Origin of the sequence: Metabacillus niabensis (genome assembly GCF_020524345.1) — a bacterium.
GTDB classification, from domain to species: domain Bacteria; phylum Bacillota; class Bacilli; order Bacillales; family Bacillaceae; genus Metabacillus; species Metabacillus niabensis_B.
Genome location: NZ_JAIVLH010000016.1, coordinates 1 through 23,395, shown reverse-complemented (window position 1 = coordinate 23,395; position 23,395 = coordinate 1). Strand labels below are relative to the sequence as shown.

The window sequence follows — 23,395 nt, the reverse complement described above, 5'->3', positions numbered from 1 at the left end:
ACGGAAAGATGATAATTGATAGATTAAATAGTAAATCCCTCTTAGTCATAGATAACACCACCTCAACTCCTTTTCACTCTCATACAGAATATCCAAAATCCACTAAAAACAACGCTTGATAAAGGATTTAATACAAAAAAGAAAAAGTCAGATCCAAGATTAGGCCATATCTATAATTATCATAAACTTATTATTCTTCAGTCATTGAGAAGTAAATAAAAATCGATATCATTATATAAGAGGACCGACCTATTATCTTACCCATATGATGGAGGCAGAAAAAAGTGAAATTCAAAAGAGCATTAAAACGAATTGCTATCTTTTTGATTCTATTGGTTTTATTTATTTTTCTTAATAACAGTTCAATGTTTACAAAAGATCGAGAAGATGTCGATCCCTACTTGCTTGCCCACAGAGGACTTGGACAAACATTTAGTATGGAAGGAATTGAAGGGGATACATGTACAGCAGAGCGAATCTTTGACCCCGAGCATCCTTACCTTGAGAACACCATTCCTTCAATGGAAGCAGCATTTGATGCCGGAGCCGATATGGTTGAGTTTGATATAAAGCCCACAAAAGATGGACAGTTTGCTGTTTTCCATGACTGGACACTAGAATGTCGAACAAATGTTGAAGGAACAACGAAAGACTATACGATGGCAGAATTGAAGAAAATTGATATTGGCTATGGATACACAGCTGATAATGGAAACACCTATCCGTTTCGAGGAAAGGGGGTAGGACTCATGCCTTCTTTAGAAGAGGTCTTGTCCCACTTTCCAAATGAGTCATTATTAATTCACATGAAAAGTAATGACCCGGAAGAGGGAATTCAACTGGCTGAATATCTATCTAAGCTACCGAAAGAACGCTTAAGCCAATTGACCATTTACGGAGGAGATGAACCGATTGCATCTGTAAAAGAACAAATTCCTGAGGTACGTGTCATGTCAATAGCTACCATGAAAAGCTGTATGATTCCGTATATTGCGATTGGCTGGACAGGTTATATTCCTTCCTCTTGTGAACATACACAGTTACATTTACCTGAGAGTATTGCTCCTTGGATTTGGGGTTGGTCAGATAAATTCTTAAACCGAATGGAAAGCGTTGATACAAGGGTTATTATTGTTGCAGGTGATGGCGGCTGGTCAGAAGGATTTGATCATCCACTGGATTTGGAAAGACTACCTTCCGACTATTCCGGCGGCATCTGGACAAATCGCATTGATAAGATTGCTCCCGTTTTTGAAGATGGATCAATACATTAACCGCTGAAGATCAGCCTAACTATTTACATCCAAACTCTTACTTATATGTCTAGTAGGAGTCTTGGTGTTTGAGTTCCATTGCTCTTACTGTACTTAATCCAATAGGGAATTGTATAGCAATAAAAAAGTCCTGTAGAACAGAACTTGCTCTACAGAACCTGTCTAAGAATCCATTTTACTGGATAGTTTCTGGCACCAGCATCTATATTCCCTTCATTTTTGCGGCTGCGAGTGCTGGTTTTTCTGCTCCTGTGATGGAGCTGCCGGCAATGATAATATCGGGTTGATGTGAAGAAATCACATGTATGTTTTCTAAATTAATTCCCCCTGCAACGGCCACTTCAAAATCGAAGCCCTGAACAAGGGAAAACAATGTTGTATTAAACGTTTCTTCCGTTTGCTTATCCTTACCAACATGAAGACTGACAAGCTTTACACCGAGTTCTTTGAGCTCTTCAATTCGATTTCTAGAATGAACCTCTAATAAATCAATCATGATTTGCTTTCCCATTTCTTTTGCAACCTGTAATGTATCTTTAATCGTCAAATCAGATGAGAAGGCCATAACGGTCGTCATGTCGGCTCCTGCTTCAAATGCTTGGCGTGCTTCGTGTTTTCCAGCATCACATGTCTTCATATCAGCAAGGATTAGCTTGTCAGGGAAAAGTGAACGCATTTCCCTGATAATTGACATTCCGTACTCTTTAATAACCCCTGTTCCTATCTCAATGATATCAATGCTGTTTTCTGTTTCCTTCGCGATGCGAATGCAATCCTCTTTGGTTAGGCGATCTAATGCTAACTGTAAGTTCATTTTAACACCTCATTTTATCTTTTGTCCCAAGTCCGTCATCCAATTTTCAAATGGAGCTGCCACCTAGTTCTTTATCTTTCAATCCGTTCTACTTCCCCAAGCCTTGCTTGAACATCTACCAAATATGGCAATCCCTCATTATCACCCTTGACACTGACAACCATCGAACCAATCGTGTTCGCGAAGTGAAGTGTTTTCTCAAGGGACCAATCATGTAAAATCCCATAAATGATGCCAGCATTAAAGCCATCCCCTGCCCCAACCGTGTCGACCACCTTAGATGCCTTTACAGGTGCTGACGTTACTATTTCACCATTAAAATAACCGACAGAACCTTTATCACCTAGTTTAATGGCAATAAAAGAAATCCCAGAGTCTTTCACTTTTTCGATAATAGTCGCCGGATTCTTTTCACCGATAATAATCTCCATTTCTTCGTCACCGGCAAGTAAAATATCAACATGTGGCAAAATCTCTGACAATACTTTTCGTGCTTCTTCCTTACTCCACATGCGAAGTCGGATATTAGGATCGAAGGAGATTTTTAACCCATTCCTTTTCGCAAGCTCAATAGCCTTGTGAATAACTTCAATATTCCTCTCCCCAATTGCAGGATAGATGCCTGTAATGTGTAAAATTTTTGCTTGTTTGATATAAGCCTCATCTAAATCATCGGGTGTCATCGTGAGAGTCGGAGATTTATCCCGGTAATAAAAGGTCCGGACATTTCCATCCTCCATAATCTCTTTAAAATTTAAGGAAGTCGGATACCCGTCAACAAACTCTACTTGGGATACATCGATTCCTTCTCCACGGGTAAAATTGAGAATGTATCTACCAAACTCATCGTTTCCTAACCTGCTAATATACCCTGCTTTTAATCCAAGGCGCGCACAGCCAATCGCTAAATTTAGCTCCGCCCCGCCAATTTTTTTTTCAAAACCATTAACAAACTTCATCGGTCCCGTTGCAGTTGGGTTAAAAACAACCATTGCTTCTCCAACCGTGATGACATCCTTCATTGTGATTCCTCCAAACACTTTTTCCGATTATTAAGAAATGAAAGCAGCTCTATTTCGCACGATTGAGGCGAAAGGAAACTGCCTATTAAGTTCTTGAATACAATTCTATTTCTCCATTTCGGGCAACAATCACTTTATCTGCCATTCCAGCAAATATCCCTGTATCTATTACACCAACCATCTGAATCAACTTTTCATGTAAGGTTACAGCATCATCGATTGGTCCAAAGGAGCAATCGATAATGTAATTTCCGTTATCCGAGACAAAGATTTGATCGTCTTTTCTTCTTAAAGTTGGAGTCCCTCCAAGCTTTTTAATATTCTCTACGGTCACTTCAAACCCAAATGGAAGAACTTCTATTGGCAGTGGGAAAGTTCCTAGCTGTGAGACCATTTTCGATGCATCGCCAATGATGATCAATTCATCGGCACAAGCATCGACTACTTTTTCTCTAACTAGTGAACCTCCGCCTCCCTTTATTAGGTTTAAAGAGCGATCAATTTCATCAGCTCCATCAATCGCCAAATCAATATGAGTAGTTGCCGAAAAATCGATTAGCGGAATGCCAAGTTCTATCGCCAACTTTTCTGTCTTTTTAGAGGAAGGAATTCCTTGAATCTGAAGTCCTTCTTTAACCCGTACGCTCAGCTTCTGAAGAAACCAATTGACCGTAGAACCTGACCCCAAACCAAGCGTCATTCCATTTTTTACGTATTTTACGGCTTCTTCTGCCGCAATGACTTTATCAACCTTCATAAAAAAATACACCTCTTTTAAAATAATCCTGGATTAATAGCTTTTGGAATGAAAAATGCAATATCCGGGAAAAATGCGATAAATAATAAGACGATAATAATAATGACAATATACGGAATGACTGCCACAAAGGACTTTTCAATTGACATGTCACCAATTTTTGCTGCAAGTAAAAGACAGAGACCATATGGCGGTGTAATCAAACCAACAGCTAGAGTAATAACAACAATTAATCCTAAGTGGACCGGGTCAATTCCAAATTCCAAGGCTGTTGGCAAAATCACAGGGACGAATAAAATCATAGCTGGTATCGCATCCATAAATGTTCCAATAAACAGGAAGAACGCAATAACAATAACGATAAACAACCATTCTGCACCAACATTATTCGTGAAGAATTCCTGAGCCATTGTTCCTAATTGGTAATAACTCATTAATTCTCCAAGTGCGCTTGCACAAGCCAAGGCAAATAGTGACAGAGAACTTAATGACAACGTATCCATTAAAATTTTCGGTAAATCTTTGACTTTTAACGTTTTATAATAAAACATACAAACAATTAAGGTGTACAGTGATGCAACAGCTGCAGCTTCTGTAGCAGTAAAAAATCCTGTAATAATTCCTCCAATAATAATAATTGGAGTGAGTAACGCAGGGATTGCTTCAATGAACAACTTTACAAATTTTTTCACTTCTACACGTTCTGAACGCGGAAATTTTTTCTTCACAGCAAGGATATAAACAAAAACCATCATGCCAACCCCAATTAAGATTCCTGGTATAATCCCGCCAAGGAATAATGCACCAATGGAAGCATTTGTTAAACCCGCAAAGATAATCATTGGAATACTAGGAGGGATGACAACACCTACCGTGGAAGATGCAGCAGTAACCCCAACAGCCATTTCTTTGTCATAGCCTTTTTTGAGCATGCTCGGAATAAGAATCTTACCAACACCTGCTGTATCTGCTTGCGACGCTCCGGATACGCCTGCAAACATCATCGATACAAGAATATTCGCATGGGCCAATCCCCCGCGAATTGGTCCAACAAGTGCAAGTGCCAGGTTAATTAGCTTTTCAGAAATTTTCCCCGAGTTCATTAAATTTGCTGCAAGAATAAATAATGGTACCGCTAATAAGACGAATGAATCGAGACCATTGACCATTTTCATTGGTACAGTGGCTTCAGGAGTGTAAGGGATTCCAAATATACCAAGTAACGCTACGATCCCAATGACAAAGGCAATTGGTACGCCAATTAACATTAAGACAATAAATAATCCAAGAAGTAAAAATCCCATTATCCTCTTACCTCCTTCGCATTTTGTGATTGGATATGATGAATCAAATGAGAGACAGAGTAAATAATCATAGTCCCAGCCATAGTCGGAATGGCTATCCAAATGTATCCCATTTTCATTTCAGGAAGTGTCGCCCATGTGTAATTCCAAAACTCTTTTACGACGATCAACCCAAGGAAGAAAATACAAACATTAAATGCAATTAAAACAAGGTCATTAAAAACATTGAGGGATACTTTCTTTTTTCCCGTTAATTTTCTGATGAAAAAATCAAAGTTAAAATGTTCACGACGATTGACCATCACTGCCGCTCCCATGAATATTGCCCAAATAAAGGAATAGTTTGCAACCTCTTCGGTCCAGAGTATCGATATTCCTAAATGTCTTGTAATGATTTGCAGTAAAATCACTAAAAAGAACACTGTTAAGAATAAAATACCGATCGTAATTTGTAGTTTTTCAAGTGCCTGCACAAAACGCTTCATCCCTATACCCCCTTAGATTATTCCAAATCAATAATCTTCTGTAGTAAATCTTCTACTTCGATTTCTTTAGCCAAATCTTCTAAAATAGGTCTAGCGATATCAATAAATGGCTGTGTATTAATTTCATTTACAACCGCTCCTTCGGCAACGGCCTTTTCCTTATATTCTATATCTTGCGAATTAGTAGCCTCACGCTCTGCTTTCACTGAAGCTTCCGCTGCATTTAGTAAAACCTCTTGATGTTCTTCAGAATATTGATCAAATTTTTCCCCATTGATTAACAAAAATCGGGTAGTGTAGTCATGTCCCGTTTCGGTAATGTACTTCCCGTTTGGTGTTGTGTGATGAGATTGTTGGACAAAAAACGGGTAAGCGTTTTCAGATGAATCAACAACATCCTGTTGTAATCCTTGATAAAGCTCTCCCCAAGAGATCCCTGATGGAATCGCTCCAGTTGCTTTCCAGAAGTCGGAGACAACACCTGATGTTTGTGTTCTTAATGAAACACCCTTTAGGTCCTCTACGCTGTTAAGCGGTTTCTTTCCATAATAATGTCGAACACCTGCAGACCAATAACCTAATAGTTTAAAAGAGTTATTAGATTTCTCGTTAATGATTTCTGCCATCTCTCTACCCACTTCTCCATCGACAGCGCTTAGCCAATGGTCATAGCTTGTAAACAGATAGGGCGCAGAAAATAAATCTACTTCTCTAATTCCTGTTTGGGTCATAAATCCGGGGGAAACGAGTACCACATCTGCAGCACCTAATTGAAGTTTTTCAACAAGCTGTGATTCCTCTGTTCCAATTGTTCCTGCATGTACTTCGACTTCAATACTTCCATTTGATTCGCGCTCCGCCACCTCTTTAAACTTCAACATTCCTGTTTGATAAGGATTGTCTGGAGACGTTTGATTATGTGCAGCAATTATTTTAATTTTGCCATCTCCATTTGTTTCAACTGCTGTATTATTACACCCAGTTAATAGTCCAATGGTTACAATAACGAGTAATAGAAAAGTATATTTAGATTTCAGCATGCTCCCATCCCCCTTATGCTTTAAAGTTCTGCCACCTTAGCAACATATTGTTTTGCGCGTTCCGTTAATTGAGTGTAATCACCTTCAGAATTTAACGCTGGAGCATTCACCAAATTACTCCCGATTCCAACTGCCTTGCAGCCTTTTGATAAATACTCATTCATATTGTCTAAGGTTATTCCGCCTGTCACCATTGCTTGAACATGTGGAAGCGGTCCTAAAATATTTTTCACATAATTTGGTCCAAACGCATCTGCCGGGAACACTTTTACCATTTGTGCACCGTGCTCATAAGCAGTTTGGATTTCCGTTGGCGTCAAAACTCCCGGAATGTTTAAAACCCCATACCGATTGGTTAATGTCAATGTTTCGAGATTTAGTGTAGGTGATACAATAAAGGTAGCTCCTGCCATAATCACCTGACGAGCGGTTTCAGGGTCAAGCACTGTACCTGCACCAATATTTACTTGCCCCCCTACATGTTTAACGGCAGTTTCTATGACTCTAGTGACATTTGGTGTTTCCGCTGTAATTTCAACAGAAGTGACTCCACCCTTTGCCAACGCTTCTAAAATCGGGACAATGTTTTCTTCGTTTGCTTTACGAATGACTGCAACAATTTTATTCTCTTTAATCACATCTATTAAACTCATTTTTTAACCCCCTTTGCTATTCTAAGTTTGCATGTTTTTGATTTAAGCTAGAATGATTTTTGCCTTCCGGCTTTTGCAGTAAAAGATAAACAATAATAGCATCTAAAAGTAAATGGGCGGATTGGTCAAACTGACTTCCAAGCGGCTGAATCGTATCAGGCTCTGAAGCAAGCCGCTTTTTTGTGGCAGCCGGAATTGTAATCGTGCAATCGCTAAGCTCCCCAATAACAGAATCTTTATTCGTTGTAACCAAGGCTACTTTTGCTTCAATCGCCTTTGCCTTTTTAGCATATTGAAAGAGAGAACCTGTGCTGCCTGAACCAGAAATCGTCAGCAATAAATCCCCTGTTTCAATACTTGGAGTAATCGTTTCACCGACAACATACACAGGATATTCACTATGCATCATTCGCATCGCAAACACTTTTCCGACTAATCCGGAACGTCCTGTACCTGCGATGAAAATACGCTTTGCGTTTTGCAGTTCATTTGCCAATTTAGCGGCTTGATTTTCGTCAACTTGGGCTAATACTCCAGAAATTTCTCCAGCAATCGTTTCAATGATTTTTTTCATCCTTAATCACCTTTCTAATAAAAATTAACAAGATTCTCGTACAATTAATGTTGGTTCAAAACGGTAGACTTTCGCTTGATTGATTATTTCTTTCGTTTGAATTCTTTCGAATAAGAGATTTGCTGCCTTTGCCCCCATTTCAAATGAAGGTTGGGCAATGGTCGTTAATGATGGACTGTAAATATCTGCAAAAGAGACTTCATCAATCCCAATCACCCCGATTTCTTCAGGAATACGCATTTGCTTTTTTTTCACATACGTTAATAGCTCCATCAAAACATGATCATTTGTTGCCAGTATGGCTTTAGGCGGATCTTTTAAATGGATTAATTTTTCAATCAAACTCTGCATTTCTGAAGTCTTGCCACTAACGATATAATCTTCATTAAGTGGAATTTGATACTCCTGTAATGCGTTCTTGTACCCATTAAGTCGTTCCATACGTGGGGTAATCGCATGTTCGAAAGGTGGAGATAACAAGGCTATTTTTGAATATCCATTCTTCACCAATGTTTCAACCGCTATAAATGCAGCTTTTTCATTATCTAGTAATACTGTGTTTGTTTCGATCCCTTCAATTAAGCGGTCGATAAAAACGATTGGATAGTTCTCTCTTACTAAATCCTGATATAATGCTACATTTCCACCTGTTGGAAAAGCGATAATGCCATCGACTTGCTTTGCTCTTAACATATCAATATATTTCTTCTCTTTTTCCGGTTGATTATCGGCATTACAGATAATCACGTGGAAATCCTTTTCATTGCAAACATCCTCGATTGCTCGGATCACCTGTGTAGAGAAGACATGCAAAATGTTTGCAACGATGACCCCAATCGTTGTGGTTGACTTTTGTTTTAAACTTCTTGCTAGAATATTCGGTCTATAGCCAAGAACATTAATGGTTTCTTCGATGCGCGCTTTAGTTTGCTCTCCCATATAATCGTAGCGCTGGTTTAAATATTGGGATACAGTGCTTTTTGAAACACCTGCATGTTGGGCGACATCTGCAATCGTAACCTTTTTCATCTATTGGACTCCCTTAGTAATATGAATATTTTTATATTAGTTTGAGTAAATCGGTTTAGTAAATCGATTTAGTGAAATTATAAACCATATGTAAGCGTTTCACAACCCCTTTTTTTAAAATGAGATAGAAAAGCAAGGAACTGAATAATGAATATTTTTCACATATTGTGGGACGCTTTCCTTCATGTTATAGTGTTGTAAATGCATCTGCTAAACCGGTTTAGTAACGATTCATATAGGAGGTTGAATGATGACGAAGGTTATTTTACCTACACTCATTTTTAATAAACCTATTTCTATTGAGAAACAGGTTCCAAAAATTAAAGAATACGGTGCTGATGGAATAGAAGTACGACGGGAGTGTCTAACAGATGTCTCAACAGAATTGGAGATATTAAAACGATTGATTGCAGCTTCTGACTTGGACCCTGTTATCTATTCGGTTCCGATAGAGTTATGGCAAGATTCTTATTCCTTGAATCCGATTGCAGAGACATCCATTAAGGAGGCTGCGTTTCTAAATGCTACCCATATAAAGTTTTCCCTTGGAAAGTTTGATGCGAACAAGGCTGACACAGACCTTTTTGAGAGATGGCTGAATACCAATCTGCCAAAAAATTTGAAAATGTTAATTGAAAACGACCAATCCACATATGGAGGAACGTTACTTCCAATCTTATCCTTTTTCCAATGGAAGAAAGAAACATCTGTCGGCATGACGTTTGATGTTGGCAATTGGACAGTCAATCAAGAGGATTGGCTTCATGCTTATCATTCATTAAACCAATGGATTGAATACCTCCACTTAAAATCAGTTACAAAGTTGAAAGACGGATGGGAAAGCATACCTCCCTCTAATGAACACTTAAAGATTCCTTTTCCAGCCTTTACAGCTATTGAATTTCCATTAGCCAATCCTAATAGTGAAGCTCCACAATGGGTGAACAAACTCAGAAAATAATGCTAAAAACGCAGAGGTATTACACTAACAGGTTCGGTTACTGGGGAGAAAACATTAAATAACAACCTAATTAGGGACACAATTCACATAAGAATTGGTGTCCCTTTTTTTGTTGTTATATCAATATTTTAAGGGATTTAACACACAAATTAGCATACCAATTGGATACACCGCATAAATTTATGCGGTGTTGTTGAAAATTTTGTTAAAAATATTGCGAATTGGATATATTTTTGAAGGGATACCTTGCATTATTAGGTAATATACTTTATAACTGATTAAGGAGGTGTAAAAATTGGAAATTAACAAAGAGGTTTTAAAAGGACATATTGATACATTAATCCTATCGTTATTACATAGCAGAGATATGTATGGATACGAATTAGCAAAATTGGTTCGTGAAAAAAGTGAAGAACAATTTGAACTAAAAGAAGGTACGCTTTATTTGTCATTAAAGAGATTAGAAAATAACAAATGGATTTCTTCTTATTGGGGTGATGAACAGGGACCAGGCGGAAGAAGAAAATATTACAAACTTACACCATTAGGTGAAGAAGGTTTTGAAGAAAAGCGTAAAGAATGGCAATTTGTTAAAAAAATTATTGATACATTTATAGAAGGGGGAGAATAACTTTGAAACAAATTGATAAATATGTAAATTCAATTTATAAAGATGTTGCAGGAGATAAACAAGAAATAGAAGATTTAAAACAAGAAATGCGTTCGCATTTAGTAGAAGCTGTCGAAGAGTTAAAGGTGAAAGGGAAAACAGAAGAAGAAGCTATCCATATTGCAATCGAAAATTTTGGAGGTAAAAACCAAATTGTAAAAGGATTATCCGAATTCTTCAAAGTCCAAAAGAAATTTACTAATTATGTATTATCGTTTGCACTGATTTTCTTTGTTTTTGGCATGGTAACACTTGTTTCTTCCTGGTTAGAAGCGGAACACTTTTACAAAAAGGGCGAACAATTTGGGACAGTAGAAATAGAAAAAAATGCTATCTTTAATGAAGTTTTCGATGTTCTTGACACTACCAATAAAATAAGCAATGTAGAAGAAGTACAATTGATGGACATTTTTAATAAATATCCAAATCAATTGAATTTATTAGCCGTTTTTCCAATGGAGGATTTAAAAGGATGGTTAGAGAAAAATGAGGTATTGATTGGAACACCAATGACACATTTCCCAATAGAATATAAATATGTAGCCACTGTAATTGGAAACAATAAGATAATCGAAAACAAAGAACAAATTATGCCCAGTGATTATGACTTGGGAACTGTTATAATGGCAAAGGGACATTGGATTGTTCAATATGAATATAAAACTTCATATGAAAATATAATAGAAGAACATCATCAATTAAATTATTATGCTCCAAACACTTGGACTTTTTATCAGTTACCTATTTTATTCTTTGCCTTATTTATTGCACTCGGTATTGTTTGGCTGTTCTTAAAAAAGCAAAACAAACAGTTAAAAACTGTAATGAATTAAAGTGTAAATTTAAAAATTGAAGACTAAGAAATAGCAACTGACTAATTCAGTTGCTATATTTAATGCTATTTAATATCAAAATGTGTGTTAAAACAAATGCGAATTAGGTTGTAAATTGAAGTTTTCTCCCCTTCAACCGAACCCGGTAGTATTTAGTATTACACCTCTGCGCTCACCTTTCGGGTTTTACCCTGTTACGGTAAATCCAAACGTCATTTAACTTATAACAAAAAATTTAAATACTATAGAAACTTCATATTATACTCGGCTTTAAAAATGTCACCCATTTCAAGCTTATTTATTCCAAGTTTCTCCTCCAGTTTTCCGGATGTATGATATGTATCTGCAATGCCATACCATGGCTCAATACATACAAATGGAGCCATCGTACCATCACCTGCCATATATTTTGACCATATTCCTACAAACGGAAATGCTTCAAACATGACTTCTACACCGTGACCCGATTTAGTTGAAATCAATTTAATATGATCAATATTACTGTAAACAAGAGCATCATCTTTAAATAGAGAATCAGTAAGCTTGATCATTGAAATATCATTAGCCGTTCCTTTCTCATGAATAAGGGAATCTTTTAGCTCATATTCCATCACATTCTTATTTGTAGATGGCGTAAAGTGTAAACGATAGTCCTCAATTGCTTCATTTTCTAATAGTGGCACCTTAAATGCAGGATGCGCACCAATAGAAAAATACATAACCTCTTTATTTTCGTTTAGAATTTCCCATTGAACAACGAGTGAATCTTCTTTAAGTTCGTAATGAATAAAAGCTTTAAATTCAAAAGGAAAAATTGATATATACTGTCCAGCAGACTCAAAAACAAAAGAAACCTTGGTTTCCGATTTAGCATGCAGTTCAAATGTGACATCACGCAAAAAGCCATGCTGGGACATTGAGTAGGTCTGACCATTAAATTCATATTTGTCTTCTTTTAATCGTCCGACTATCGGAAATAAGACCGGAGCAACACGTCCCCAGTATTTGTCATCTCCTGACCACATATAATCGAGTCCATTTTTTTTATGCGTTACTTTACGTACTTCTGCTCCATTGCTTAAAAACTCTACTTTCAACCAATCATTTTCTATTCCAATTACCATCTTTAAACCCTCATCTCTATCTCGTATTCATATCCTAATTATACCCTTAACGATATATATCGCTAATAAAGAGATAAAAACTTTTTATTTTTAATGAACTTTTTTTCCTCTTCATTTGTATAGTTAGTAAAGATATTGATGGGAGATGTTACAAATGGATACTGGTTGGATTGTTTCTCTTATTGTTGCAGGTTTTTTAATGATTTTTATTTTAGTGATTGCGATTCCAATGGATCGTAAATATGTTGTTCGTGAAAATGGTAAAATCAATTATAAGAAAACGAAAATATATTTAAGGTGGAACGTTTTTGATACACTAACCCTAGGACTATCAATATATTCCATTATTTGTGTTCAAGCTCTTAATTTCTTGGTTTCTAGTGGTGAAACGATTGAAAATGATTTTGTACAATTTTTTACAAACCAGGGACAGGTTTGGACACTTGTCTCAATATTGTACTTAATAAGTAGGGTATCTATGACATTGAAAGCTATTAAGGAACGCTGGGGCGATGAGATTGAGTGAACGAGAAGAGGAATTGATGATCGCTTATCAAAATGGTGATGAAGAAGCGTTAGAAAAGATCTATATCCTATTAAGACAGCCTCTTTATTCGTTCATTTTTCGTTATTCTAGAGATGAGCAATTAGCCATTGATATCGTTCAAGACACATTTGTTAAATTACAACGCTATAAGCATGACTACAACCCAAGGAAAGGCAAACTCAAGTCTTATCTTTTTCAAATTGCCTATCGATTAATGATCACAAAATTAAACCGACGTAAAAAATGGAGATCTCTATTACCCTTTCTTACTCCAATACAAAAAGAGGAATTTCGTTATATTGAAAAAATGACAATTCGGGAGGCCGTTGCAAAGCTACCTGAGGGACAGCGTGCAGTTGTATTACTTTTCTACTATCACGATATGCAGCAAGAGGAAATAGCCAAAATCCTGGGAATACCAAAAGGGACAGTAAAATCAAGATTACACATGGCAATCAAACGATTAAGAGAAGAATTGGAGGAAAAGGAATATGAGACAGGATCTAAATAAGGATCATCATCTGCGTAAGAGATTAGATGAATATCATGTAGATATACCCGATTTTCCCATGAAACCTAATCGGTGGGAACGATTCTTACACTTTCTTGCTTCACCTGCAAAAGATCCGCTTGATCCATTAATTTCAACTCCTAACGGACTATTAGTTCTAAAACTTGTTCCAATAATCGGAACCACTGCAATTGCATTCATACAAGTTTTATTTATTTTATAAAAGATACTAAAAAATTTCATCTTAAAGGAGTACACATCATTAACCTAAAATGGTGTACTCCTTTTAAAAGATTACATACATGTAAAGTCTCCCTCTCACGATACACGATGATTTTCCTCTCTCCTTGCCCATACATTACTCCTGCCAATGATATCCCTTTATATCAGAACGATAAATATTTTGACATATTTTTATTAAAAACGGGAAAAGTAATCAAGATGTTAATTATACTTTTTGAAAGGGGATTTCCCATGAATAATAAGTGGATTCTTATGTTAGTAGGAATAGTTTTTTCAGCGATGATTGCTGCGGGTTGTAATGCTGAGCCAGATCCAGTACCTCCTGCAGATGATCAAAATCAGGTAGATCAAGAAAATGGGACAACCGATAATGATGGTAATACCGATGACAATTTACCTGGCGTTGATGAAGATGATACGATGATGAAAGATGATGAAAAAGATACAGATCCTGATCAAGAAGATGTAATTGAAGATGTAGAAGATATGGGCGATAAAAATAATAAAGACGAATAGACGATAGTGGTTGGAAAAAACGCATGACATTTTTTTATGTCATGCGTTTTTACATAAATCGTACTATTCCCGCCAAAATTTCGTATATTCCGCTTTATCCTGGATATTAAATTCAATCATTTTCTCAAGCAATTCGTAATTCACCGGCTTTTTCCAAGGAATTCGAAATAACCCTTTGGTAGCACTGTAGCCCGCTTGTGCAATGTCATCAGAAAAGCGTGCAATACCTACTTCTTCTGGTGAAACGCTCATATGTTGCTTCGCTGTGGAAAAGCCGATAATATATGTGCCATGATCTGTAAACATTGGGGTATTCCACTTTATTTGCCCTTCTAAATTAGGAAACCTATCCACAACCCATGCTAAAACTTCCTCTGTTCGCTCACGGTGGTCGGGATGATCAATACCTGCTAAATATTTTACAAAAACGTCCATATACTTCCTCCTCTATTACTATCACAATTGCTACATTTCAAAAAGTTGAGCCAGCATTTAATGTTTCCGTTCTACTACAGTGCTTTATGAAACATAATTATATCATGATTCCTCATGTATTAAATATTCTGCTGATCATTTCTGAAAATTAATTACATATTATGGCCGCTGTTTTTGATACTTTGTTTTTTAAAAATGTAAAGATAAAGGTAAAAATGAGTTCGTTCCATTGCGCTCCACTATAAAGTAATAAAATATTATAAGCAGCGATGTGTGTGAAACCATTCTAATTATAAAACGCACCGTTTATTCTTAGTAGATTTACATGCTAGAATTAAAGATACCCTTATAAAAAAATTAACTAGATTTAGAAGGTGCTGTTTATGCCGGACTGGTCTTATCATCCAATAAAAAAACTCTTACTCAATAAGCTCCATGCAAAAACAAGTCGGGAGTTTCTTCATAAATCAATGAGTACAATAGCATCCACTCCTGGAGGTAGGTCTGTTATTGGCTTTTTGGGACATATGAACCCTCCACAGGAACTTCAAAAGAATATGTATCATACAAAATTTTCTTCTCCTGTAGGGTTAAGTGGTCATATTGATCCAAATATGTCAGGTTTAAATGCCTTTCAAGAATTAGGTTTCGGATTTTTAGAAATAGGACCCATTGTGTTATACGGGCCTTCGGATAAAAAAGAACCGAAGTGGGAAAAAGGAAAACTTCTGTTTTCAAATCAGCAGGAAAAGGTTCCTCTCAAACTGGTGATAAAAAAATTAACAAGGCTAAATATCCGTATTCCTATCATTGCTAAAATAGATGCACAAGTTACTAGAAATGAATGGGAAATCATTGTGCAACATTTAACCCCATATGTAGACGCATTTATTGGAACAACCGAGCAAATACACTCATATATCCAAAATAATAGGTCACAGTGTTTGGATCGTTCTTTTTATGTGTCTTTTTCTCCTGATGAACTAGATCATATCAACAGACAATTGAATGATTTAACACAACATTCATGTATTGGTGGCGCAGTGATAAATGCACCACGTCAAACTGACGGCAGCTATTGGTATGAAGCCACACTTGCAAATGAGCTTTTAGCAAAAACACTAAAACGGGTTAAAACTCTATTTCCTGATCTAATTGTTATAACCTCAGGTGGAGTGGAGACACCAGAAGATGCTATTTCATTAGCTCGTGCCGGTGCAGATTTGTTCATGTTAACAGATGGCTATGTAAAAGCTGGACCAGGGCTGCCGAAGCGAATTCATGAACGATTATTATATGAAGAAATTCAACAAGAGAATAACCAAAACTGGTATTGGTCATTTCTATTTGGACTCTCTATCTTAATTGGTGGTATCATCGCCTTATATTTTGCCTTTACAAGTATTATCCTTCCTTATGATGAAGCCTTTATTGGACTGACTAAAGCAGATATCTTACAAGTAAATCCACTTATCCTGGCATTTATGTCCCATGATAGAATGGCATTAGCCGGCACGATGATATCCGGCGGAATCATCTATATCCAGCTTGCACGACATGGAATAAAATATGGTATGCATTGGGCTAAAATTACGTTTCATAGTGCAGCAATCATAGGTTTCCTTGGAATTTTTCTTTTTATCGGCTTTGGGTACTTTGATTGGCTACATGGTTTGTTTTGGCTTGTCTTATTACCTATCTATTATTTTAGCTTCAGAGAAGGAAAAAAGATTACCGATTTCCCTGCTTCTAGTCATGGTAAGAATGATAGAACATGGAAACTCGGTCTTTATGGACAACTCATGTTTATTATTCTGGGCTTTTCAATCATTGTTGGAGGTATCGTTATTTCCATAATAGGTGTTACAAATGTGTTTATAACAACAGACGTAAGCTTCCTGTGTATGTCTCCACAAATGATCGATACATTAAGTAACAATTTAATTCCTGTTATCGCACACGACCGAGCTGGATTTGGAAGTGCACTAGTAAGTGTTGGTTTGCTTGTTTTAATGATCTCATTATGGGGGTTTAGAAAAGGAGAGTACTGGATTTGGAATACCCTTGCGATTGGAGCATTACCTGCATTTATAGCTGGTATTGGGACGCATTTCTATATCGGTTATACAACCTTTATCCATTTACTGCCTGTTTACTTTTTAATCATCTTATATTTTACAGGTCTAGTATTATCTTATCCTTTCTTAAAGAAAAAATAAAAACTCCCCTTAAGATAGACAGTTGTTTATGTTTAACCTATCTTAAGGAGAGTTTAACAAGCTTTATTCATTGCATTACACTTTACGTATACCCTTTTTAACATTTCAACCGTCATTTTCATTATATAAAGCTTCCATCACTCTTCCTATTTCCAATAAGTAGGCTTCTTCTTTAGGTGTTAATAAAGTAGGAAACTGAAAATTCATGACATCTGATTCCATTCCTTCCTGTGCTTGTACAAGTTGATCTGCAAGCTCTTCTTTATTTTCGACATGTTTTGTTGCCAATTCAGTTAGTTTAACTAGAACATCAAATGCTTCTGGCGATTGTAGTGAAACTTCATCTTCTATCAATTTTTTCACCGTTGCCAACCAATCTAACATTTCGACATCTAATTGTTGACGATGCTTTTTGGGAAGAGAAAAAAATTGTTTCGCAATGTCTTCTGAAAAATATTCTTTTACCCATTCCATTTGGTCTTGTTCATGTTCCATCTGAAAAAGTAAAGAACTTAAAACCGTCCACGTGATCGACTTTCCATTTTCGATTAAGAATTGAACACGCTCTACTGCTTCAATTGCACGATTTAACTCGTTTCTCTTTTCTGTCAGAAGATTATGCTGCAAGGGTAAAGATTTATTCAGTTGAGTAGCAGCATCCGTATCATTTTCAATTATTTTTTTTATTTCCTGTAATGAGTATCCTAAAAATTTTAGAGACTGAATTTGTTGCAGTTTCGCTAATTCAGTTAACCCGTATAACCTATGACCAGAGCTGTTTTGTTGTGTTGGTTTCAGTAAACCCATTTCTTCATAAAACCGTAATGTTCGTACCGTGATCCTTGCTCGTTTTCCAAACTCACTAATTGTAAAAAAAGATTCTTGATTTTCCATTATTCAACATCCCTCCATAAATTTAGGTTAGCATATGACGTACCGGAGGGCGCAAACCGAAAATGAATTGTGCGAATAAAATTGCACTAATTAGTTGAAAGACCCTCACAACCTATCCGTATTAGATTCATGAATAGTGTAACATTAGTGTGGATTGCGATTTTTTCACTTTGTCTGTACATTAAAACCCTCAATCCAAAGATTGAGGGTTCTCGTCATTCAAAGATTAATTTTCTTCAACTTCTTTACGATTTTTCTTCAACATTTTTGAAAGTACCTCATATACAATCGGCACAATGACTAATGTTAAAATGGTTGACGATGTTAGACCACCAATTACTGTGATGGCTAATCCTTTTGATATTAGGGCTGATCCTGCACCCTCAAATACCATTGGAATCATCGCGCCAATCGTAGCAATAGCTGTCATTAAGATCGGGCGTAGTCTTGTAGCTCCTGCTTCAATAATCGCATCACGTAATGACATTCCATCGCGTTCCATATGAATAATACGATCTACAAGAACAATCGCGTTTGTCACAACAATACCGATTAACATCAATAGCCCCATCATAACCGATACAGAAATTGTTTCACCGGCGATCCATAGCCCTACAAAGGAACCTATTACGGCAAATGGTAATGAGAAAAGAATCGCGAATGGTGCTAAACCTTCACCAAATGTGACAACCAAGATAAAGTAAACAATGAGAATTGCTGCAATCATTGCAATACCTAGTTGTGTAAATGTTTCTTGCATGTCAGCCGCAACACCAGCGACTCCAGTTTCTACACCTTTAGGTAAATCCAAATCATTAATTTTCTCATCTGCTTCAGTTGTTGCCGTTGAAACATCTTCAGTCGTTACTGTACCAGAAACAGTTGCATAAAATTCCCCTTTACTACGGGATAGTGTGTTATAAGTTGTACCCTCTTCTGTTTTAACTAGCTCAGATAAAGGCATTGTGGAACCTGTAGCAGTAGGAATTTCTGTTTCAAGTAGTTCATCGATTGATGTTGCGTCCATTTTTTCTTCGCGTTGAACGATAACATCTATTTCTTCTCCGTCATTTTCCACTGTTGTTAACACTTCTTCAGAGCCTGTAGCTGATAATGCTCCAACGATTTGTCCAGTTGTTAAACCATATTGCATAATATCATCGTGATCTATTTTCAGCACATGTTCAACATATGGATTTTCCATATCAGATTCTACATCTTCAAGGTTTTCTACCTCTTTTAATGCGCCCTCTACTTGATTAACTGCCTTATTTAAATCTTCTAAATCTTCACTATACAGTGTATAGCTTACTTCGTTTGTTGCCATTCCTCCGCCCATCATGTCCTGGGATTTCCATTCACCTGATTGGTCAATGTTAAAGACATACTCTTCAACTTCTTCTTTTACATCGGAGAAATTTTCCGTATCTTCATTAAAGAATAGATACATTAATGCACCGTTTCCTCCACCCATCATCATCGTGGATGCGTCTGCACCATCACTATTGTTAAATGATAATTGAACAGTCTCCAGATCATCACGCTTCATTAATTCTTTTTCAACTTCTTCAAGATTTTTTAACGTTTCATCTTCAAGTTCACCTGTAGCTGGTGTATAAGTCAAATACAGCACTTTTTCTTCTTCAGACCCCATAAAACTGAAACCAATTAGAGGAGTCAGCGCAAGTGAGCCAACTAATAATACGATCGCAATTAAGGATGTAATGATTTTATGATTTAGTACTTTTTCTAAAACACCTTTATACCAAGTTGCAATTCTTCCAACCTCTTTATGCTTCGATGCTTTTTTCTCTCCGTATAATTTCTTACGGAATAAGAAGTGAGAGAGCGCCGGCACAATTGTAATCGCAACAAGTAATGATGCACCAAGAGCAAATGTCATTGTTAAAGCAAATGGTCTAAATAACTCACCAACCATCCCGCCCACTAACATAAGTGGTGCGAAGACCGCAACCGTTACAAGTGTAGAAGAAAGAATTGGTTTAAACATCTCAATTGTTGCTTCACGAATCAACGCACGTCCTCGAAGCTTCTCTTCTTCAAGGTGCATCCTTCTATATATATTTTCCACTACAACAATCGAGTCATCGATAACCCGTCCAATCGCAACCGTAATCGCACCCAATGTCATAATGTTTAATGTTATATCAAGCCAATTTAAAAGCAAAAATGCCATAAAAATAGAAACTGGAATTGATATGATGGAAATAATCGTTGATTTAATATCACGAAGGAATAAAAGAATAATAATGATCGCGAACAAACCACCGAATAATGCTTTTTCTACCATCGTGAAAACGGAATCTTCAATTGGTTCCGCTTGGTCTAACGTAACATCGATTACTAAACCATCTATGTCCTCTTCTTGTTCCGCAATTAAATCTTTCACAGCATTCACAACGTCTACTGTGTTTGCCTGTTGTCCTTTTGTTATTTGGACAGAAATAGCTTCTTCCCCATTTGTACGCGAAATAGATTGTACCTTACCAACTGTTTCTATCTTTGCAATATCCCCTAATTTCACAAATGGATTTGGATTTTTCTCTGATGGTGTAACAGGAATTAGCAGCTCTTTTAATTGCTCAACCGTTTTAATATCACCATCAATAGAAAGAGCTTGTTCACCTTCTTTATATTCCTGCAGGCCTAGAGATAAGGCCATATCACTTGCTTGAACCATTTGCTTAACAGTATCCTCAGTTAAGCCTAACTCTTCCATTTTTGCATGGTCGTAAGTGAATTGAACTTCCTCAAGATGTTGACCGGTAATCGTTGTAGATCCAACTCCATCTATTTTTTCTATTTCCGGGAGGATTGTTTCTTCAACGGTTGTAGATAAGTCAACAATATCACCCTCTGTGCTGCTGATAGATAACGCAACAACCGGCATCATATTCATACTAAGAGCCATTATTGTTGGTTCTTCAGCATCCTCGGGTAATGAAATATTATCAATGGCTGCTTCAAGTTCACGTTTTTTCTCATCCATATCTACGCCATATTCATACTCAACCTGGACTTGAGCGACGTTTGCTGAAGAATTGGAATAAACAGCCGCAACATCTTCAAGGCCCTCAATATTCTGCTCCATTGGCATCGATATTTCATCCATTACTTGCTCGGCCGTTGCCCCTGGATAAACCCCCATCACAATTAAATACGGAATAGATACATCTGGTATACTTTCCATTTTCATTTTTGTCCCGGAATATAAACCTGCAACAGTTATAATGATCGTTAATAACCATACAGCAAGTTTATTTTTCAGGACGAAGTTGACTAAACTTTTCAAAAATGACACCTTCCTCTTCCTTTTGATTAAGGTCGATTACTCTGATATAATGTAAATGCTAATGACCAGTTAGTCACAATAAACTAAATATAACTGACCAGCCAGTCATGCGTCAATTTTTTTGTTAGGCCATTTGTCATTATTTACGGCTATGATTAACAAAAGTTTCACATTTATTCCGTATTCGTTATAATATAAGTTCGAACTTGGGATCCGGGGGTTATTTTTATGAAAGCGAAAGATATGCAAATTATAGAAGTTGGGATGAGACTTTTTGCGAGTAAGGGATTTTCTGCAACCTCCGTTCAAGAGATTGCTTCAGAAAGTGGCATTTCCAAAGGTGCTTTTTACTTACACTTTAAATCAAAAGATGATCTATTGTTAGCCATACTACAACATCATTTTGATATGATTCATAAAGCATTTTCCGAAGTAACAAAAGACATTCAAAATCCTCGCGATAAGTTAATCCGGGAACAAATGGCTCTGTATTCTCATTTTATTACCCATCGGGAACTTCTCGTCATGCTGGCTAAAGAGCAGGCTATCCCAAGAAATGACACGATTAAACAGCTTCTATTTGAAAAGCAAATGGAATCAAATCAGCATTATCGAAAAAGAATCATTGAGATTTACGGACCGGAAGTTGAGCCGTTCTCATGGGATATTACCATTATCCTTGAAGGAATAGTTAAATCGTATATGGGTGTTCTATTGTTTTCAACACATGATTTTGATTTGAAAAGCCTGACCGAATTTTTGCATAATAGACTGGACAGTATTGTAAAAGACATTCATAAAGACAAACCCTTCTTAACAAAGGATAAAGCAGAATCCATTTTGGCTAATTTTTTATTCTCTGATCATCCATCCATGTCAAATGTACTGAAGAATCTTGAAGAAGAAATAGAAAAACTGGGGTCAGATGAATTAGTCATTACTCTTCAAGTATTAAAAGAGGAAATCGGAAAGGAAAAACCTAGATTACCAGTTATTCATGGTATGTTATCAAATTTCGATGGTTATCCAACTCTTGATTCATATCGATCTTTTATTTCAGAATATTACTCAACTAAATAAACTTACTTATCCTCGTTTGACTGTACTGGTCATGGTGATCTCACTCACTATGTACTTAGTTACGGTCTATTTTTATTGGTATTAACTCTATGGAGATACAGATTTATTGATCCCCTACCCCCTCTCGTTAAATCATTCAAATGAGGCCTTCCTGATAAGAGTTCCTTTGTTATTAAAGAACGTAGCACATCAACATTCTCTTCTTAGTTGAATGGATACTTTTTAAGAAATTTATACTAGAAGATTAATAAATCCTTGCACATTTCTTAATAAAAACTTAAAAATGATTGACTATACTGTAAATATTCCAGAACGTAATACATTCTGCTCACATATAGATTTTAAATTGAAATATGGAGGAAAAATAGTGGAAGATTCGATTATGTTTACAATTCATTCGTGGTATATCCTTGTCCCAACTTTTATTGGTATCTTACTATTTATGATGTTTGAAACGTTTCTTAAAAATAAAAACAGCTTGGGGCAATTTTTCCTTTTAACATCCTTTTTTCTTTATTTTTTATGTTTGGTACATCTAGTTTTCTTCCCTTTAGATGTAAATATAGGAAAATACGCAAATCTAATTCCCTGGTATATGTCTATTAATTTTATTCCGCTAGTAACAATTGATCTCAAAACATTTCTACTAAATATCATCATGATGGTACCGTTTGGCATGTACCTGCCCTTACTTAATAAAAAATATCATTCATTGAAAAAGGTTGCCTATCATGGATTATTGATTAGCTTATCTTTTGAAGTGATTCAAGCAGTCATTAAAGCAACACTAGGAAATGGGAGAAGTTCGGATATTAATGACCTTATTGCCAATACACTTGGTGCTGTGGTAGGTTTCTTATTATTTAAAAAAGTAACGAAGGTAGCTCCGCTAAAGGGTTTAGTTAATAAGGTAAGTCTAGTTAAGGAAGCTTAAAAGAGGAGCATGTAAAAACCACACATCTTTTTAAGATGTGTGGCCAGGCTGTCGAGAAACCTCGGCAGCCTATTATTTTTATCTGAATACTTTAACTTTTCACCGCGTTAATTTGGTATAATATAGATAACTAATTGGGAGGGTGATATTTATGTTCAATACA

At 36.4% G+C, this 23,395-nt stretch carries 24 protein-coding genes; 11 read left to right on the top strand and 13 right to left on the bottom strand.

The annotated features are described in order from the left end of the window. Positions 1–284: 284 nt before the first annotated feature. Positions 285–1,274: a glycerophosphodiester phosphodiesterase family protein gene (locus LC095_RS17305; protein ID WP_226529326.1), complete on the top strand. Its 990-nt coding sequence runs from the start codon at positions 285–287 to the stop codon at positions 1,272–1,274. Positions 1,275–1,476: 202 nt separating this feature from the next. Here the strand turns inward: LC095_RS17305 and hxlA are convergent, their stop codons facing one another. The 9 genes from hxlA to LC095_RS17260 form a co-directional block, all read right to left on the bottom strand. Continuing rightward, a complete protein-coding gene (gene hxlA / locus LC095_RS17300; protein WP_226529325.1) occupies positions 1,477–2,088 on the bottom strand; it encodes a 3-hexulose-6-phosphate synthase in 612 nt (203 codons plus the stop codon). 71 nt (positions 2,089–2,159) lie between these two features. Continuing rightward, on the bottom strand, positions 2,160–3,110 hold the full coding sequence (locus LC095_RS17295; protein ID WP_226529324.1) for a sugar kinase: 951 nt from the start codon (positions 3,108–3,110) through the stop codon (positions 2,160–2,162). An 85-nt stretch (positions 3,111–3,195) separates the two neighbouring features. After that, positions 3,196–3,867, bottom strand: a complete 672-nt coding sequence (rpiA, locus tag LC095_RS17290; RefSeq protein ID WP_226529323.1) for a ribose-5-phosphate isomerase RpiA — start codon at positions 3,865–3,867, stop codon at positions 3,196–3,198. A gap of 17 nt (positions 3,868–3,884) precedes the next feature. Beyond that, positions 3,885–5,171, bottom strand: coding sequence for a TRAP transporter large permease (locus LC095_RS17285; protein ID WP_226529322.1), 1,287 nt, complete (start codon positions 5,169–5,171; stop codon positions 3,885–3,887). Beyond that, complete coding sequence (locus tag LC095_RS17280; RefSeq protein ID WP_226529321.1) at positions 5,171–5,656, bottom strand: TRAP transporter small permease; 486 nt, start codon at positions 5,654–5,656, stop codon at positions 5,171–5,173. The genes LC095_RS17285 and LC095_RS17280 overlap by 1 nt, the downstream gene beginning before the upstream one ends. Positions 5,657–5,673: 17 nt before the next feature. Next, entirely contained in the window at positions 5,674–6,696 is a 1,023-nt protein-coding gene (locus tag LC095_RS17275) for a TRAP transporter substrate-binding protein (protein ID WP_226529320.1), read from the bottom strand. 20 nt (positions 6,697–6,716) lie between these two features. After that, a complete protein-coding gene (locus tag LC095_RS17270) occupies positions 6,717–7,349 on the bottom strand; it encodes a bifunctional 4-hydroxy-2-oxoglutarate aldolase/2-dehydro-3-deoxy-phosphogluconate aldolase (protein WP_226529319.1) in 633 nt (210 codons plus the stop codon). Between the two features lie 16 nt (positions 7,350–7,365). Beyond that, complete coding sequence (gene hxlB, locus LC095_RS17265) at positions 7,366–7,923, bottom strand: 6-phospho-3-hexuloisomerase (RefSeq protein ID WP_226529318.1); 558 nt, start codon at positions 7,921–7,923, stop codon at positions 7,366–7,368. A gap of 24 nt (positions 7,924–7,947) precedes the next feature. Beyond that, positions 7,948–8,952, bottom strand: coding sequence for a LacI family DNA-binding transcriptional regulator (locus LC095_RS17260; RefSeq protein WP_226529317.1), 1,005 nt, complete (start codon positions 8,950–8,952; stop codon positions 7,948–7,950). Positions 8,953–9,202: 250 nt separating this feature from the next. Between LC095_RS17260 and LC095_RS17255 the strand changes: the two genes are divergently transcribed. From LC095_RS17255 to LC095_RS17245, 3 genes are all read left to right on the top strand, one after another. Then, a complete protein-coding gene (locus LC095_RS17255) occupies positions 9,203–9,913 on the top strand; it encodes a sugar phosphate isomerase/epimerase family protein (protein WP_226529316.1) in 711 nt (236 codons plus the stop codon). A gap of 295 nt (positions 9,914–10,208) precedes the next feature. Beyond that, positions 10,209–10,544: a PadR family transcriptional regulator gene (locus tag LC095_RS17250; protein WP_226529315.1), complete on the top strand. Its 336-nt coding sequence runs from the start codon at positions 10,209–10,211 to the stop codon at positions 10,542–10,544. Between the two features lie 2 nt (positions 10,545–10,546). Then, complete coding sequence (locus LC095_RS17245; protein WP_226529314.1) at positions 10,547–11,416, top strand: permease prefix domain 1-containing protein; 870 nt, start codon at positions 10,547–10,549, stop codon at positions 11,414–11,416. Positions 11,417–11,658: 242 nt separating this feature from the next. Here the strand turns inward: LC095_RS17245 and LC095_RS17240 are convergent, their stop codons facing one another. After that, positions 11,659–12,540 (bottom strand): aldose 1-epimerase family protein, encoded by an 882-nt coding sequence (locus tag LC095_RS17240; RefSeq protein ID WP_226529313.1) that lies wholly within the window; start codon positions 12,538–12,540, stop codon positions 11,659–11,661. Between the two features lie 145 nt (positions 12,541–12,685). On the opposite strand from LC095_RS17240, the gene LC095_RS17235 reads away from it, so the two are divergent. The 4 genes from LC095_RS17235 (at position 12,686) to LC095_RS17220 (ending at position 14,357) form a co-directional block, all read left to right on the top strand. Then, positions 12,686–13,066 carry a group-specific protein gene (locus LC095_RS17235; RefSeq protein WP_308222715.1) on the top strand — a complete coding sequence of 127 codons (381 nt, stop codon included), beginning with the start codon at positions 12,686–12,688 and terminating at the stop codon, positions 13,064–13,066. A gap of 16 nt (positions 13,067–13,082) precedes the next feature. Continuing rightward, positions 13,083–13,598, top strand: coding sequence for an RNA polymerase sigma factor (locus tag LC095_RS17230; protein ID WP_226529449.1), 516 nt, complete (start codon positions 13,083–13,085; stop codon positions 13,596–13,598). Continuing rightward, on the top strand, positions 13,579–13,821 hold the full coding sequence (locus LC095_RS17225; RefSeq protein ID WP_226529312.1) for a hypothetical protein: 243 nt from the start codon (positions 13,579–13,581) through the stop codon (positions 13,819–13,821). The genes LC095_RS17230 and LC095_RS17225 overlap by 20 nt, the downstream gene beginning before the upstream one ends. Before the next feature lie 272 nt (positions 13,822–14,093). Beyond that, positions 14,094–14,357 carry a DNA polymerase V family protein gene (locus tag LC095_RS17220; RefSeq protein ID WP_226529311.1) on the top strand — a complete coding sequence of 88 codons (264 nt, stop codon included), beginning with the start codon at positions 14,094–14,096 and terminating at the stop codon, positions 14,355–14,357. A gap of 63 nt (positions 14,358–14,420) precedes the next feature. Here the strand turns inward: LC095_RS17220 and LC095_RS17215 are convergent, their stop codons facing one another. Next, positions 14,421–14,792: an iron chaperone gene (locus LC095_RS17215; RefSeq protein ID WP_226529310.1), complete on the bottom strand. Its 372-nt coding sequence runs from the start codon at positions 14,790–14,792 to the stop codon at positions 14,421–14,423. Positions 14,793–15,262: 470 nt separating this feature from the next. Between LC095_RS17215 and LC095_RS17210 the strand changes: the two genes are divergently transcribed. Beyond that, positions 15,263–17,011: a dihydroorotate dehydrogenase gene (locus LC095_RS17210; RefSeq protein WP_226529309.1), complete on the top strand. Its 1,749-nt coding sequence runs from the start codon at positions 15,263–15,265 to the stop codon at positions 17,009–17,011. A 105-nt stretch (positions 17,012–17,116) separates the two neighbouring features. On the opposite strand, the gene LC095_RS17205 is transcribed toward LC095_RS17210, so the two are convergent. Both LC095_RS17205 and LC095_RS17200 read right to left on the bottom strand, forming a co-directional pair. Further along, positions 17,117–17,905: a MerR family transcriptional regulator gene (locus tag LC095_RS17205; RefSeq protein ID WP_226529308.1), complete on the bottom strand. Its 789-nt coding sequence runs from the start codon at positions 17,903–17,905 to the stop codon at positions 17,117–17,119. Positions 17,906–18,131: 226 nt separating this feature from the next. After that, positions 18,132–21,218, bottom strand: a complete 3,087-nt coding sequence (locus tag LC095_RS17200) for an efflux RND transporter permease subunit (RefSeq protein WP_226529307.1) — start codon at positions 21,216–21,218, stop codon at positions 18,132–18,134. A gap of 228 nt (positions 21,219–21,446) precedes the next feature. Here LC095_RS17200 and LC095_RS17195 point away from each other — a divergent pair, with 228 nt between their 5' ends. Both LC095_RS17195 and LC095_RS17190 read left to right on the top strand, forming a co-directional pair. Continuing rightward, the gene (locus LC095_RS17195; protein WP_226529306.1) at positions 21,447–22,298 is read left to right on the top strand and encodes a TetR/AcrR family transcriptional regulator; all 852 of its coding nucleotides are present in this window, start codon (positions 21,447–21,449) and stop codon (positions 22,296–22,298) included. Between the two features lie 367 nt (positions 22,299–22,665). Continuing rightward, a complete protein-coding gene (locus LC095_RS17190) occupies positions 22,666–23,232 on the top strand; it encodes a VanZ family protein (RefSeq protein ID WP_226529305.1) in 567 nt (188 codons plus the stop codon). The last annotated feature ends 163 nt before the right edge of the window (positions 23,233–23,395 follow it).

Bases quoted from the DNA above. Each gene is read 5' to 3' on its own strand.
- LC095_RS17220 (WP_226529311.1), top strand. From the start codon at position 14,094: ATGTTAGTAGGAATAGTTTTTTCAGCGATGATTGCTGCGGGTTGTAAT.
- LC095_RS17205 (WP_226529308.1), bottom strand. From the start codon at position 17,905: ATGGAAAATCAAGAATCTTTTTTTACAATTAGTGAGTTTGGAAAACGA.
- LC095_RS17295 (WP_226529324.1), bottom strand. From the start codon at position 3,110: ATGAAGGATGTCATCACGGTTGGAGAAGCAATGGTTGTTTTTAACCCA.
- rpiA (WP_226529323.1), bottom strand. From the start codon at position 3,867: ATGAAGGTTGATAAAGTCATTGCGGCAGAAGAAGCCGTAAAATACGTA.
- LC095_RS17275 (WP_226529320.1), bottom strand. From the start codon at position 6,696: ATGCTGAAATCTAAATATACTTTTCTATTACTCGTTATTGTAACCATT.
- LC095_RS17255 (WP_226529316.1), top strand. From the start codon at position 9,203: ATGACGAAGGTTATTTTACCTACACTCATTTTTAATAAACCTATTTCT.
- LC095_RS17215 (WP_226529310.1), bottom strand. From the start codon at position 14,792: ATGGACGTTTTTGTAAAATATTTAGCAGGTATTGATCATCCCGACCAC.
- LC095_RS17195 (WP_226529306.1), top strand. From the start codon at position 21,447: ATGAAAGCGAAAGATATGCAAATTATAGAAGTTGGGATGAGACTTTTT.
- LC095_RS17280 (WP_226529321.1), bottom strand. From the start codon at position 5,656: ATGAAGCGTTTTGTGCAGGCACTTGAAAAACTACAAATTACGATCGGT.
- LC095_RS17240 (WP_226529313.1), bottom strand. From the start codon at position 12,540: ATGGTAATTGGAATAGAAAATGATTGGTTGAAAGTAGAGTTTTTAAGC.
- LC095_RS17260 (WP_226529317.1), bottom strand. From the start codon at position 8,952: ATGAAAAAGGTTACGATTGCAGATGTCGCCCAACATGCAGGTGTTTCA.
- LC095_RS17235 (WP_308222715.1), top strand. From the start codon at position 12,686: ATGTTACAAATGGATACTGGTTGGATTGTTTCTCTTATTGTTGCAGGT.
- LC095_RS17225 (WP_226529312.1), top strand. From the start codon at position 13,579: ATGAGACAGGATCTAAATAAGGATCATCATCTGCGTAAGAGATTAGAT.
- hxlA (WP_226529325.1), bottom strand. From the start codon at position 2,088: ATGAACTTACAGTTAGCATTAGATCGCCTAACCAAAGAGGATTGCATT.
- LC095_RS17270 (WP_226529319.1), bottom strand. From the start codon at position 7,349: ATGAGTTTAATAGATGTGATTAAAGAGAATAAAATTGTTGCAGTCATT.
- LC095_RS17285 (WP_226529322.1), bottom strand. From the start codon at position 5,171: ATGGGATTTTTACTTCTTGGATTATTTATTGTCTTAATGTTAATTGGC.
- LC095_RS17230 (WP_226529449.1), top strand. From the start codon at position 13,083: ATGATCGCTTATCAAAATGGTGATGAAGAAGCGTTAGAAAAGATCTAT.
- LC095_RS17210 (WP_226529309.1), top strand. From the start codon at position 15,263: ATGAGTACAATAGCATCCACTCCTGGAGGTAGGTCTGTTATTGGCTTT.
- hxlB (WP_226529318.1), bottom strand. From the start codon at position 7,923: ATGAAAAAAATCATTGAAACGATTGCTGGAGAAATTTCTGGAGTATTA.